Annotated in this window: 12 protein-coding genes; 2 read left to right on the top strand and 10 right to left on the bottom strand. The window is 67.0% G+C overall.

Annotated elements, in window-relative coordinates:
- The 8 genes from WAW85_RS12565 to WAW85_RS12530 all read right to left on the bottom strand — a co-directional run.
- The coding region (locus WAW85_RS12565) for a substrate-binding domain-containing protein (RefSeq protein WP_422559944.1) at positions 1 to 1,044 on the bottom strand (1,044 nt) is incomplete at its 3' end.
- 107 nt (positions 1,045 to 1,151) lie between these two features.
- Positions 1,152 to 2,336 (bottom strand): hypothetical protein, encoded by a 1,185-nt coding sequence (locus WAW85_RS12560; RefSeq protein WP_422559943.1) that lies wholly within the window; start codon positions 2,334 to 2,336, stop codon positions 1,152 to 1,154.
- 71 nt (positions 2,337 to 2,407) lie between these two features.
- Positions 2,408 to 4,576, bottom strand: coding sequence for a malate synthase G (locus WAW85_RS12555; protein WP_422559942.1), 2,169 nt, complete (start codon positions 4,574 to 4,576; stop codon positions 2,408 to 2,410).
- Positions 4,577 to 4,687: 111 nt separating this feature from the next.
- Entirely contained in the window at positions 4,688 to 5,767 is a 1,080-nt protein-coding gene (locus tag WAW85_RS12550; RefSeq protein WP_422559941.1) for a hemolysin family protein, read from the bottom strand.
- Entirely contained in the window at positions 5,760 to 7,163 is a 1,404-nt protein-coding gene (locus WAW85_RS12545; RefSeq protein ID WP_422559940.1) for a hemolysin family protein, read from the bottom strand. Before WAW85_RS12545 ends, WAW85_RS12550 begins: the two co-directional genes overlap by 8 nt.
- Before the next feature lie 9 nt (positions 7,164 to 7,172).
- Positions 7,173 to 8,609, bottom strand: coding sequence for a GuaB1 family IMP dehydrogenase-related protein (locus WAW85_RS12540; protein ID WP_422559939.1), 1,437 nt, complete (start codon positions 8,607 to 8,609; stop codon positions 7,173 to 7,175).
- Between the two features lie 53 nt (positions 8,610 to 8,662).
- On the bottom strand, positions 8,663 to 9,595 hold the full coding sequence (locus tag WAW85_RS12535) for a M56 family metallopeptidase (RefSeq protein ID WP_422559938.1): 933 nt from the start codon (positions 9,593 to 9,595) through the stop codon (positions 8,663 to 8,665).
- A 102-nt stretch (positions 9,596 to 9,697) separates the two neighbouring features.
- Positions 9,698 to 10,090 carry a BlaI/MecI/CopY family transcriptional regulator gene (locus WAW85_RS12530; RefSeq protein ID WP_422559937.1) on the bottom strand — a complete coding sequence of 131 codons (393 nt, stop codon included), beginning with the start codon at positions 10,088 to 10,090 and terminating at the stop codon, positions 9,698 to 9,700.
- A 264-nt stretch (positions 10,091 to 10,354) separates the two neighbouring features.
- Between WAW85_RS12530 and WAW85_RS12525 the strand changes: the two genes are divergently transcribed.
- Positions 10,355 to 10,786, top strand: a complete 432-nt coding sequence (locus tag WAW85_RS12525; protein ID WP_422559936.1) for a PaaI family thioesterase — start codon at positions 10,355 to 10,357, stop codon at positions 10,784 to 10,786.
- Positions 10,787 to 10,806: 20 nt separating this feature from the next.
- Here WAW85_RS12525 and WAW85_RS12520 read toward each other — a convergent pair whose 3' ends face one another.
- Positions 10,807 to 12,246, bottom strand: coding sequence for an NAD(P)/FAD-dependent oxidoreductase (locus tag WAW85_RS12520; RefSeq protein ID WP_422559935.1), 1,440 nt, complete (start codon positions 12,244 to 12,246; stop codon positions 10,807 to 10,809).
- Positions 12,247 to 12,348: 102 nt separating this feature from the next.
- The gene (locus tag WAW85_RS12515; RefSeq protein WP_422559934.1) at positions 12,349 to 12,948 is read right to left on the bottom strand and encodes a GNAT family N-acetyltransferase; all 600 of its coding nucleotides are present in this window, start codon (positions 12,946 to 12,948) and stop codon (positions 12,349 to 12,351) included.
- Positions 12,949 to 13,009: 61 nt separating this feature from the next.
- On the opposite strand from WAW85_RS12515, the gene WAW85_RS12510 reads away from it, so the two are divergent.
- Complete coding sequence (locus WAW85_RS12510) at positions 13,010 to 13,456, top strand: acyl-CoA thioesterase (RefSeq protein WP_422559933.1); 447 nt, start codon at positions 13,010 to 13,012, stop codon at positions 13,454 to 13,456.
- The last annotated feature ends 37 nt before the right edge of the window (positions 13,457 to 13,493 follow it).

The raw sequence follows: 13,493 nt of genomic DNA, 5'->3' as shown, positions 1-13,493 counted from the left end.
GCGGAACCCGGACCGGCCCAGGCGTGCGATCTGGTCGGGCGTGCGGGCGAAGGTGAGGAACTCGGCGGTGGCCTCGGTAACGTACGCGGGGACGGCGCTCCCGCCCAGTGTGATCACCGGGTAGTCCAGTACCGGGGTGGGCCCATGCGGCTCGACGACCGCCAGTCGTGCGGAGTCGTCGTTCTTGGTGGATAGGTAGATTCGCTGCTCGCTGATCGGGACGGCGCGGACGGTGGCCGTTGCCGGGACGGTGGTGTCGGCGATCTCGGTGACTGCCGCCTCGGCCGAGCCGTCGCCGACGCGCGGCGGTGCCGACATGAGTTCGTTCATCGCGGTGGTGACTGCGGCGGTCGAGGCCTGTTCCGCGGTCAGCGGATCTGCCGTCGGGACGGTTGCGGCGGCGACGGCCAGGGCGGCGAGCGAGGTGGCGTCCGACTGCGGGCCCTGTGGCATGGCCAGCCGGAGGGATCCCCAACTGCTCCGTCCGTATTCGCCGAGTGAGTTCGCTCGGGTCAGTGACGGCAGGTCAGACCACGAGATCGCGCCGTCAGCGGCCGCCGCGATCTGAGTTTCCATCGCCAACCGGACTGGGGAGTAGACCAGCGATGTGGGCGTACCGGCGAGCGCAGACGGCTTGCCGACCTGCAAGGCGGCGGCCCAGATTGACGACTCGGGGATCCAGGCGCCCGGGTACACGCCGTAGGATTGGGCATCCCAGGTGTCGGCGCTCAGTCCTTCGAGCATGCCGCGCGCATCGACCGGGCGGACCTCGATCTCGATACAGCGGTTCCGGACGACCGGCGCGGTCGTATTGAACGCTGCGGCGCTCTCTTGCAGCGCGGGCGCGATCGCCGGATCGACGGCGACGCTGACTAGCCCGCGGCCTTCGTGGCACCCGGCGGACGTGCTGGGGCTGTCATTGACACGACCGGGCAGATCGCGCCACGCGAGGACAAGTGCCGTCACCAGTATCGCGGCGAGCACGCTCGCCAGCAGCGTGTTGCTCACCGGCTGACGCCGGCCGTCATTCTCGTGCGTCCCCACGACTGATCCCTTCGTCAGTTCTTCTGTCTATAGCAGGGAATGACGACCGAATGTGGGCGGCGCGCGGCAGCCGCGCCGAAAGTGCTTCGCCGGTGGCGGCGGTCCGGTCAGCGGGTGGGTGCCGCCGCGGCCGGGAACACGATCTGATTAACCGCCAGTACGGCCGCTGGCTCCGGGGCCGCCATGAGGTCACCGAGGTCGGGGAAGTCGACCGTCGCGGTGGCCTGGGGCAGTGGACCGGGCCCGCGGAAACCGGACTGGGTCAGCAGTGCCATCTGCTCGGGCTTGCGCAGGAAGGTGCGGAACTCGGAGATAGTGTCGGCCGCCCAGGCGGGGCTACCTGCAGGCAGCAGCATCGGGTAGTCCAGCACTGGGGTCTGGCCGCGCGGTCGGATGATCGCGACCTTCGCCGACGCATCCTCGCGGGTCGCCAGGAACAGGCGTTGCTCGCTGATCGGGACGGACCGAGTCGGCGCTGCGGCCAAGCTCGGTGCGGCCGCGATGGCGGTGACGGCGGCTTCGGCGCTGCCATCGCCCGAACGGGGCGGGTCGCGCATGATCTGGCGCAGACCGGACTGCACCTGCTCGGTCTCCACCTCACCTGCGGTGAGGGGTTCATTCCCCGCGGCCGTGTTGGCAGCGAAAGCTTGGGCGGCCAACGACGTCGCATCGGACTGCGGACCTTGTGGCATGGCCAGGCGCGCCGAACCCTGGATGGACGTATGTCCCCACGCAGCGAAGGCGTCCGCGTAGGTGAGGCCGGACATCTGAACCCACAGCACACGTCCGCCGGCCGCGGCCGCCAACTCGGGACGCACCGCGAACAGCACGGGGGAGGAGACGATCGATTGGGCGTCGCCAGCCAGTGCGTCCGGGGACGCCTGCGTCAACGCCGCCGCCCAGATGGACGATTCGGGAATCCACGCCGCGGGGCGCGGACCGCCACCGGATTCGGCGTCCCATTGCTCGGCGGCGAGACCGTCGAGGGTGGCCTTAGCGTCGGCGGCACGTACGGTCACCGTGACGCAGTGATCGCGCACCACCGGCGAGGTGGCGTTGTAGTTCTTGGCGATCTCGCTGACCATCGGCTCGATGCCCGGATCGACGACGACGGAGACGTCGTCGGCTCCCTCGAGGCAGCGTCCGGCCGCCGCCGCCTGATCGTTGTCGATCCGCTCGCCCAGCCCGCGCCAGGTGAGGAACCCGGCGACGGCGAGAACGACGACCAGAACGAGGGCGAGCAGCGGGCGGCTCACTAGCGCGCTGCTGCGGTTGGAACTGTGCGTACCCATGTGTTGTCTGTCTCTCCTTGAGAAACTCCGAGCCCGGACCTTGTGGTCCGGGCTCGGAGAATTCGTGCCGGTCAGGCGTTAGCGGCCTTATAGTCGCGGCGCGCCTGGTGCAGCAGCGGCTCAGTGTATCCGCTCGGCTGCGCGGCACCCTGCAGGATCAGATCGGTGGCCGCCTGGAAAGCGATGCCGTCGAAATCCGGGGCCATCGGCCGGTAGGTCGGGTCGCCCGCGTTCTGCCGGTCGACCACCGGTGCCATCCGCTTGAGTGCAGCGACGACGTCATCCTCGGTCACCACCTCGTGGCGCAGCCAGTTGGCCAGCAGCTGGCTCGAGATCCGCAGGGTGGCGCGGTCTTCCATGAGGCCGACGTCGTGGATGTCGGGCACTTTGGAGCAGCCGACGCCCTGATCGATCCAGCGCACCACATAGCCGAGGATGGACTGGCAGTTGTTGTCCAGTTCTTCGCGCTTCTGCTCGTCAGTCCAGTTCGGGTCGGCGGCCAGCGGGATGGTGAGGATGTCTTCCAGCTTGGCCGGATCACGTTTGGCGATCTCGTTCTGGCGCTCGAAGACGTCGATCTCGTGGTAGTGCGTGGCGTGCAGCGTGGCCGCAGTGGGCGAGGGCACCCACGCGGTGTTGGCGCCAGCCTTCGGGTGGGCGATCTTCTGCTCGAGCATGTCGGCCATCAGATCGGGCATCGCCCACATGCCCTTGCCGATCTGCGCCTTGTGCTGCAGGCCGGCGGCCAGTCCGGTGTCGACGTTCCAGTCCTCGTAGGTCTTGATCCACGTCTGCTGCTTCATATCGGCCTTGCGGACCATCGGCCCGGCCTCCATGGAGGTGTGGATCTCGTCGCCGGTGCGGTCCAGGAAGCCGGTGTTGATGAACACCACTCGCTCGGCGGCATTCTTGATGGCCGCCTTCAGGTTGGCGGTGGTGCGCCGCTCCTCGTCCATGATGCCGACCTTGAGGGTGTTGCGCGGCAGGCCAAGGACGTCCTCGACGCGACCGAACAGCTCGGCGGTGAACGCGACCTCGTCGGGGCCGTGCATCTTCGGCTTGACGATGTAGATCGACCCGGTGCGAGAGTTCTGCCGACCCTCCGGGCTCATGCCGTGGATACCGACGGCCGAGGTGATCAGGGCGTCCAGGATGCCCTCGGGGACCTCGTTGCCGTCGGCGTCGAGGATGGCCGGGTTGGTCATCAGGTGGCCGACATTGCGGACGAAGAGCAGGGAGCGGCCGTGCAGGCTCAGCGGCTGGCCGTCGCGCCCGGTGTAGGTGCGGTCCGGGTTGAGGACTCGGGTGAAGGTCTTGCCGCCCTTGGTCACGTCCTCGGCTAGATCGCCCTTGTTCAGGCCCAGCCAGTTGGTGTAGCCGAGCACTTTGTCCTCGGCATCGACCGCGGCGACCGAATCCTCGAAGTCCATGATCGTGGTGACCGCAGACTCCAGTACGACGTCCTTGATGCCCGCGGCATCGGTGGAGCCGATCGGGGAGCTCGGGTCGAACTGGACGTCGATGTACAGGCCGTTATGCCGCAGCAGGATCGACGTCGGGGCCGTCGCGTCGCCGGTGTAGCCAGCGAAAGCGCTCGGGTCGGCGAAGGTCGTGACCTCGGTGTCGTCGCCCAGGACGACGTTGACCTTCGCACCGTCGATCACGTAGCGGGTGGCGTCTGCGTGGCTGCCGGACTCCAGTGGCACGGCGGTGTCGAGGAAGTTCTTGGCCCAGGCGATCACCTTGTCGCCGCGGACCTTGTTGTATGACGTGCCCTTCTGCGCTCCGTCGGCTTCACTGATGGCGTCGGTGCCGTACAGCGCGTCGTAGAGCGAGCCCCAGCGGGCGTTCGAGGCGTTCAGTGCGAACCGGGCGTTGAGGACTGGGACCACCAGCTGCGGGCCCGCTGTCCCGGTGATCTCGGCATCGACGCCACTGGTGGTGATTTCGAAGTCGGCCGGCGGTTCGACGAGGTAGCCGATCTGCTTGAGGAAGTCGAGGTACGCGCCCTGGTCGACGGTGCCGGGGTGGTCGCGGTGCCACTGGTCGATCTTCGTCTGCAACTCGTCCCGCACCGCGAGTAGCTCGCGGTTGCGCGGCGCGAGGTCGTTGATGACGGCGGAGGCGCCGGTCCAGAACGCATCGGGCGTGACACCCGTCCCCGGCAACGCCTGCTCGTTGACGAAGTCGTACAGCACCGGCGCAACCTGCAATCCATGGACGGTGACGCGTTCAGTCATTTCCAACCCTCTCTCGCTGATGGTGATGATGAGGCCATCTTACTCGGACCTAACTCGGCGGTAACCGCAGGTTGTCGACGGCCGTCAGCGGCCGCACTACCCGGGAGCGAGTCACCTGCGTCGGTTCGTGGCGTCCCGCAGGTCGCCGACAAAGGCCTCGGCCAGATCGGCGAGGGCGATCACCCCGACCAGGGCGCCGCCGGGGTCCACCACGACGGCAAGGTGGGCGCGGGCTCGGCGCAGCAAGACGCTGGCTTCGTCGAGCGGGGTGTCGGCGGCGATACGCGGCAGCGGCCGGATCTTGTCGCTACCGAGGATACTGTCCGGGCCGAGGCGATCGTCGAGGATGTCGTCGAGCACATCCTTGAGGTGGAGGTAGCCGATGTAGGCGCCATCAAGACCGAGGACCGGGAACCTGGAGAAGCCGGTGTCGCGGACCGCGCGCTCCACGGTGCCCAGACGCGGGCCGAGTCGGCCGGTGCTCCGGTCGACGGCCGCCTGCACGGTCCGCACCTCCCGCAACGGGATCATTACCTCGGTGGCCGTGCGCTCGACAGTGGCCAGGGCTCGGGTCAGGCGCTCGTGCTCCTCGGCATCGAGCAAGCCGAGATCGCGTGACTCAGCGATCATCTGGGCCAGTTCGGTTTCGGTGACAGTCGAGGACACTTCGTCCTTCGGCTCGACGCCGAACAGCCGCAGCGTGCCGTTGGCCAGTGCGTTGTAGAACCAGATCACCGGACGGACGATCTTGATGAATAGCAATTGCGCTGGGATCAACATCATGGCGGCACGTTCCGGACCGGCCAGCGCGATGTTCTTCGGAACCATTTCGCCGAGGAGAATGTGCAGGACCACTACCAAGCCCAGGGCCACCACGAACGAGATCGGATGCAGCAAGGCAGCTGGCACGCTCATCCAGTGCAGCGGCTTCTCCAGCAGGTGCGCGATGGCGGGTTCACCGACGCGGCCGAGCAGGATCGAGCAGATCGTAATACCCAGCTGAGAACCGGCAAGCATCAGCGACAACTGTTCGCTCGCCTTGATCACCGTCCGGGCGCGCTTCTTGCCGGACTCTTCGAGTGCGACGAGGCGGTCGCGGCGCGCGGCGATCAGCGCGAACTCAGCGCCGACAAAAAAAGCATTGGCCGCTAGCAGTACAAGGGTGAGGACCACCCCCCAGAGGTCACCCATCGCTGCCTCCCGACGAAGCGCTGGCTGCCGGTGCCTGATCTGCCGGCGTCGGGTCGATCGGGGTCAGCCAGACCGCGTCGACGCGACGTCCATCCATGGCGACGACGGTGGCGCGCCACGCGGTTTCCGGTGGTGCGTCGGGGTCCGGTGGGATCGGTCGCAGCGGCAGATCGATGATGTTCCCCACCTCGGGAATGGTGCCGAGTAGGTACATCACTTGGCCGCCGAGCGTCTCGTACGGCCCCTCGGGCGCGTGGTAACCGATCGCATCGGTCACCTCGTCGTTGCGGAGTAGCCCGGCGCAGCGGAATCCGTTGCCGACGCGCGTCACCTCGGACTCTTCGTCATCGTGCTCGTCGGTGACGTTGCCGAGGATCTCTTCGATCAGGTCCTCGGAGGTGACGATGCCCGCGGTGCCGCCGTATTCGTCGACGACCACGCAAATTTCCAGGCCGTCGGCTTTGATTCGTTCCATCAGCGCGTCGCCGTCAAGACTGTCGGGGACACGGGTCACCGGGCGCGCCAGCGAGCGCAATGAGGTGGTCGCCTGCGCCTGCGGCGGCACCGTGAAGGACTGTTTGATGTGGACGACGCCGACCAAATTGTCCAGGTCGCCGTCATCGGCGATCAGAAAGCGGGAGTGGCCGGTCTCCGAGGCTGCCGAGACCAGGTCGCGGACGGTGTCGCTGGGCTCCAGCGACTGCACGCGCACCCGCGGCGTCATCAGGTCGTCGGCGTGCAGGGAGCCGAAGCGCAGCGAACGGTCGACCAGGGTTGCGGTATCGGCGTCGAGGGCGCCGCGCAACGCGGAATTTCGTACCAGCGCACCGAGTTCGGCCGCGCTGCGCGCCGAACCTAGTTCTTCGGTCGGCTCCACACCGAGCTTGCGAACCACGGCGTTGGCGGTGCCGTTCAGACCGACAATCGCCGGTTTGAACAGGGTGGAGAACGCAATCATCGCCCCCGAAGTGGCGCGGGCGGTGGCCAGCGGTGTGGTGATCGCCAGGTTCTTGGGGATTAGCTCACCGAGCACCATCGAGAGGGAGGTCGCGATGATGAGCGCAAGGGCCAAGGAGATCCCGCTGGTAGCCCCCGCCGACAACGGGAAGTGCGTTAAGACGGGATCGATGAGTTGGGCGAGCACAGGTTCGGCGAGATAGCCGGTGATCAGGGTAGTGATGGTGATGCCAAGCTGCGCGCCGGAGAGCTGAAAGGTCAGCGTCCGGTGGGCGCGGGCGACGGTCCGCGCGCGCCGGTCACCGCGCCGGGCAATGTCGTCGTTGACGGTAGACCGCTCCAGTGCGGTGAGGGAGAACTCGGAGGCGACGAACAGTGCCGTGCCGAGGGTCAGCGCGAGAAAGCCGGCGAGTTTGCCGACGATCAGCAAGATTTCCACGAGGAAGGCTCACCAACCCCCGGGCAGCGGTCGACCTTCGGCGAAGCCCGCCGCGGACTGAACACCGAGAATCACCTTGTCGTGGAGCTCAGTGAGATCGCGGGCGCCGGTGTACGTGGCGGTGCTCCGCAGACCTGAGCAGATGTGGTCGATCAGGTCCTCCACGCTCGGACGGTCCGGATCGATCCGGATACGCGACGACGAGATGCCCTCTTCGAACAGTGTTTTGCGAGCGCGATCGTAGGCCTCGTCGGCCGTCGATCGAGCGGCGACGGCGCGCTTGGAGGCCATACCGAAACTGACCTTGAACTCCCCGTCGGCGTCGGTCTGCAGATCGCCAGGAGACTCGTAGGTTCCGGCAAACCAGGAACCGATCATCACGTTCGATGCTCCCGCGGCGAGGGCCAACGCCACATCGCGCGGATGCCGTACCCCGCCGTCTGCCCACACCGACGCGCCGAGTTCGGTTGCGGTAGCGGCGCATTCGGCAACGGCGGAGAACTGCGGACGGCCCACGCCGGTCATCATACGGGTGGTGCACATCGCGCCCGGTCCGACGCCGACCTTCACGATCGACGCCCCGGCGTTGACCAGATCACTGGTGCCTGCGGCGGAGACGACGTTGCCTGCGGCAATCGGTACGCCCAGTTCAGCAGCGGCGATCGCCGACAGGGCGGAGAGCATTTTGGCTTGGTGCCCGTGCGCGGTGTCGACGACCAGGAGATCGGTGCCCGCCGCAACCAGGGCGCGGGCCTTACCGACGACGTCGCCGTTGATTCCGACGGCGGTGGCGATGCGCAGGCGATTATGCGCATCGGTGTTGGGGCGATAGATACCCGCACGCAGCGCGCCGACCCGGCTCAGCACCCCGGTGAGCTGGCCCTCGGCATCGACCAGCACCGCCAGATCGGTGTTCGCGTCGCTGAGGGTGTCGAAGACGGTCCGGGGCGCGGTGGTGTCGGGCAGCAGCACCGGGATGGGGAGCAGCGACAGGCTCAATTCGCTAAACATGTCCAGATCGCTGCCGTGGGCGCGCGGGATCAGGCCGATCGGACGGCCGTCGTTGTCAACCACTACCGCGTACCCGTGCGCCCGTTTGGGAATCAGCGCTTGCGCGTGGGCCATCAGGTCGTGCGGACCGAGGACGACAGGCGTGTCGGCCACCAGGTTGCGCGATTTGACGTACGCGATGGTGTCGGCGGCCGCATCGTCCGGGACGTCCTGGGGGAGCACCACGATGCCGCCGCGGCGGGCCACCGTCTCGGCCATCCGTTTGCCGGCGACGGCGGTCATGTTGGCGACCACGACCGGAATGGTGGTGCCGGAGCCGTCGTGGGTGGAGATGTCGACGTCGAACCGGGAGGCGACCGCGGAACGGTTGGGAACGATGAACAGGTCGTCGTAGGTCAGATCGTGGTCAGGCTCATGGCCGGACAGAAAGCGCACGGTGGAACCTTTCGTGAGCGGACCGGGCCGCGGCTGGGGTAGTGAGCGGGGAGCTAACGGCTGAGTTCGGTCAGCCAGGGAAGGGCGACGGCGACCGTCGGAATGACTAGCAGGGCGGCGGCTATCGCGTACGCGGTTGCCGATAGTGAGCGCAGCGTTTCGGGGGCAGGTGGGTCCGTCAGACGTCGGATGCGGGCCACGGTGGTGGGTCCGCCGACCGCCATGGCGCCGCTCGGGGCGATGGCGTCGGCGCAGGCGAACAGTGCACGACCCACTGACGTCCGGCCGGTGACGCGGACAGCCTGGTCGTCGGCGAGCGCCTCGGCGAGCAGGCGCACGGCCGCGAGCGCGGACTCCGACCGCACCCAGCGGGGGAATGCCGCGTGCAGGGCGAGGAACGCTTCCAGAACCAGGTCGTGCCGGGCGCGCAGATGGGCGCGTTCGTGCTCGATCACCGCAGCGAGTTGGTCGAGGGAGAGTCGGTCGAGCACGCCTTCGGAAAGGACGACGCGTGAGCGCAGGCCGGGCAGACAGTAGGCCATGGGTGTCGGAACGTCGAGCACGCGGATATCGCTGCCTGCGGCGCGGCGCAGTTCGGCGCGGTCAAGTAGGTCGATGAGTTCGCGGTGGTGCCTGCGGCGGGTCCGGGTCCGGAACCCGGTGGCGGTCACGGTGACCAGGAGTCGTGACCCGATCAGCACGGTGGCGGCAAATACCAGCGCGCAGAGCGACCAGGTGAACCAGCCGAGGCGGGAAATTTGTGCGGCGGGAGTGGCGGTGAGCGGTCCGCCCGAACCGATGGCCAACAGATTGATCGCGATCACCAGTCCGGTACTGAAGGCGGAGAGCACGGCGGTCAACGCGATCGCTTGCCACAGCGTCATCGCTGCGCGGGGAACGTACAGCGGCCATTCGGCACGGGCCAGGGCGGCGGGGAGTGGACCGGCCAACGCGAGCGCGAGGACACCGAACAGCAGGGCGGTCATCAGGGCATCCTCGCGGGGCTGGTGGTCAGATGTTCGTGGGCGTGCTGTCGTCCACAATAGGCAATGAGGTCGAGTGAGGAAGGTCGCACTCGGAAGTTCGCGTCAGCTGACTGCGGGGTTGGCGGCTTCCAGCTCGTCCAGTGCCTCGCGCAGGGCTGCGATCTCGTCGGCGTCGACGCGGCCGACGAAGGAGACCAGCGCTGCGTGTCGGGACCCGGGAGCATGCGCGGCGTGCAGTGCATCGACCATCAGGCTGGCGACCAGGTCTTCGTGTGGACGGGTCGCGGCATAGCGGTGCGCGCGGTCGGCGCGAATCTGGGTGACTAGGTCTTTCTTTGCTAGACGCTGGAGCACTGTCATCACCGTGGTGTAAGCGAGCGACCGGGTCTTGGCTAGTTCGGCATGCACCTCGCGGACGGTCTGCGGAGCAGGAGAGGCCCATAAAGTGTCCATCACGGCGCGTTCGAGTTCGCCCAAGCCGTTCATCTTTTTCATACTACGCACGCTCCCGACATGGTCGTCTGTTCGCCTATCTCGTCAACGACTGGCGGGGACGGGATGTTCCCGTGCGATCGCCAGGCCGTCTGGCCTTGGGTTATTCCGAGGAATTGACACCAGGGTAAGGTTAGCCTACATTATCAATCAGGGATCGAGCGAGTGTCCTGAGGGCTGCAGAGACCCCCGATCCTCGGCAACGATGGCCCCCGGAACTACGGTCCCGGGGGCCATCGTTGTGTGTGGCGTGGCAGGGTGAGATCCATGGCTAACAATGACGTCAATGGCAATGAAATCAACGAGCTCAACAGCGTCGGGCTGGACAAGCTACTCGGCGTGCAGATGGTGCAGGCCACCGGCGACGGTGTCACGGCGACGCTGACCATCACACCCGACCACCATCAGCCGTTCGGTATCACGCACGGCGGTGTGTACTGCGCGGTCGCCGAGAGCGCGGCGAGCATCAGCGGGTACTGCTGGTTGCAGGAACAGGGATTGGGCGGCGTTGCCGTCGGCGCCAACAACAGCACCGACTTCCTGCGTTCGATCAGCACCGGCACACTGCATATCAGCACGACACCCATCCACCGCGGGCGGCGCCAGCAGCTATGGCAGGTCGATATGGTCGACGACGATGGCCGGTTGATCGCCCAGTCCCGAGTGCGTTTGCAGAACCTCGAGGGCCCCGGACGCTAACTGGCGCACATCGGCGGTCGTCAGGCGTCGGGGGCGACGGCCTCCGACGCCGTGTCGGCGGCCCGTCGTTCCTTGTGTTCGGCCTCGGCGACACGCAGTCGTTCGAGGTAGGTCAGCTCCTTGAGGGCCGAGCGGGCGTACACCTGCTGCTCGGTGATCGCCAACTGCGTGCGGCCGCGCGTGGAGAAGGCGAAGAACCAGTTGACGAGGGTATTCAACCGGTTGCGGTAGCCCACCAGATACACCAGGTGCAGGGCGAGCCAGCCGAGCCAGGCGAAGTAGCCCTCAGTCTCGAACTTCTTCTTGGTGCCCGGGATCGGCACCTGCATCACCGCGCTGAACCGGGAGACAGTGGCCATCGAGCCCTTGTCGAAGTAGCTGAACGGGGTGCGCTGTTCGGGCGTCTGGCCGCGGGTGATCTCGGCTTTGATGGCATCGGCGGCGTAGCGGCCACCTTGGATGGCGCCCTGCGCGACACCCGGTACGCCGTCGACGGCCATCATGTCGCCGACGACGAAGAGATTCGGGTAACCGGGCACGGCCAGGTCCGGGCCCACCTTGACCCGGCCGGCTCGGTCGAGTTCCACCCCGGTCTTCTCCTGCAGCACCGAACCCAGGCCGCTGGCCTGGACGCCGGCCGACCACACCTTGCACTGGCTCTCGATACGGCGCTCGGTGCCGTCCTTGCCACGCACGGTCAGGCCGTCGTAGTCGAGGTCGGTGACCATGGCGTTGAGCTGAATCTCTACGCCGAGCTTCTCCAGACGCTTGACGGCCTTCGCGCCCAGCTTCTCGCCGAACGGCGCCAAGACGGCGGGGGCGGCGTCGAGCAGAATGACGCGAGCATTTGTCGGGTCGATGTTGCGGAATGCGCCCTTGAGGGTTTTATCGCTCATCTCGGCGATCTGCCCGGCCATTTCGACGCCCGTCGGTCCCGCGCCCACGACGACGAAGGTCATCAGCTTCTGCTGCTCGACCGGGTCGTGCGAGAGTTCGGCCTGCTCGAAGGCGCCCAAGATACGGCCGCGCAGTTCGAGTGCGTGGTCGATGGTCTTCATACCCGGGGCGTATTCGGCGAAATGGTCGTTGCCGAAGTACGACTGGTCCGCGCCAGCGGCGATGATCAGATCGTCGTAGGGGAGGTCAGTCACGCGCTCGAGCAGCTGGGAGCGCACGATCTGATTCTCGACATCGATGTCGAATACCTCGCCGAGTAGGACCTGCGTGTTCTTCTGCTTCTGCAGCACCACGCGGGTGGCCGGGGCGATCTCGCCTTCGGCGACGATACCGGTCGCGAGCTGGTAGAGCATCGGCTGGAAAAGGTGACTGGTGGTCTTGGCGACGAGGGTGACGTCGCAGTCGGCCTTTTTGAGGCGTTGCGCAGCAAACAGGCCGCCGAAGCCAGAGCCGACGATGACGACTTGGCGGCGGCGCGGCGTGTCGGTACGGGGGACGGTCATCGGAAGACTCTCCTGGTGCAAGGGGCAGCGGGTACGGGGCCTGGCGGACACTCGGCGATCTGACGAAAGTCGAATCACCTCAGTTACGGTAGCGCGTACCGGTCAGGCCGTCATACCGGAACGCGATGTGGGCGGGGCGGTCGCCGATACCGCAGCTCCGCGTCCGCGTCCGACGGCCCACACCGAGCGCAGAATCTCGTATTCCAGGCAGGCGTCACGTCGAGTCAGCGCCGCCGCATCGGTATCGGCGGCAAGCCGCATACCGAGGGCCTCGAGTACCCGCCGCGACGCGTGATGATCGACGTCGGTGCCTGCGAAGATCCGGGTGGTGGGGGTGGAGGTGAAGATCGCCGCGATCAGCGCGCTCGCAGCTTCACGGGCCAGGCCGTGACCCCAGGTCTCGCGCCGTAAGCGGTAGCTCAACTCGAGCTCAAGGGCGCCGCTGTGGCGCGGTGTCCGCATCTGGACCCAGCCAACGAAGGCCATCGTATGAGCGTCGAAGGCCAGCCACATCCCGGTGCCGTATTCCTGCTGTTGCAACTGCATGCGGGGGATCACCCAGTCGGCCACCCGCGCCGTCGGCGTGGGTACGCCGCCGCTGACGAATCGCATCACCTCAGCATCGGCGTCGAGAGCGGCCAACAGATCGACGTCGGCGGCGTCAACGGGCCGCAGCAGCAGCCGAGATGTGAACAGGTGCACCTGCCTCACTTTAGTTGAGCCAGGTACCGGTTCGCTGGGAGCGTGAGTTAGCGTGCAGGGCGTGTCGAACTCTGAAGTTCCCGCCGAGCCTGTCGTCGTTGAACTCGCGCTGCGGTGGGGTGATATGGATGCCCTCGGCCACGTGAACAACGTGCAGATCGCCCGGCTGTTCGAGGAAGCGCGAGTCCGCGCCATGCGCGTCTGGTTCGGCGAGGCGAGCCCGGACGGAATCCTGATGCTCCTGGCTCGCCAGGAGATCGAGTTCACTTCGATGCTCCATTATTCGCCGGAGCCGGTCCGAGGGGAGGTCTGGGTGTCGCGGATCGGTGGGCGCTCGTGCGACTTCGCCAGCCGACTTCTCGACCCACACGGCGGCGTCGCCGCGCTCTGCGAGACGACTCTGGTCGTTGTCGATGCGGTGTCCGGCGGCTCGCGGGACATTCCCGAAGGGCTGCGGCGAGTGCTCGAAACGCAGCGCCGGGAGCCGGTGGCATTCCGTCGGCGCTGATTGTCCGAACCCGTCGCTAGGATCAGCACAGCGGAGT

The sequence above is a fragment of the Gordonia sp. (in: high G+C Gram-positive bacteria) genome, assembly GCF_049299075.1.
Lineage (GTDB): Bacteria > Actinomycetota > Actinomycetes > Mycobacteriales > Mycobacteriaceae > Gordonia.
This window is presented reverse-complemented; position numbering and strand designations above follow the sequence as displayed.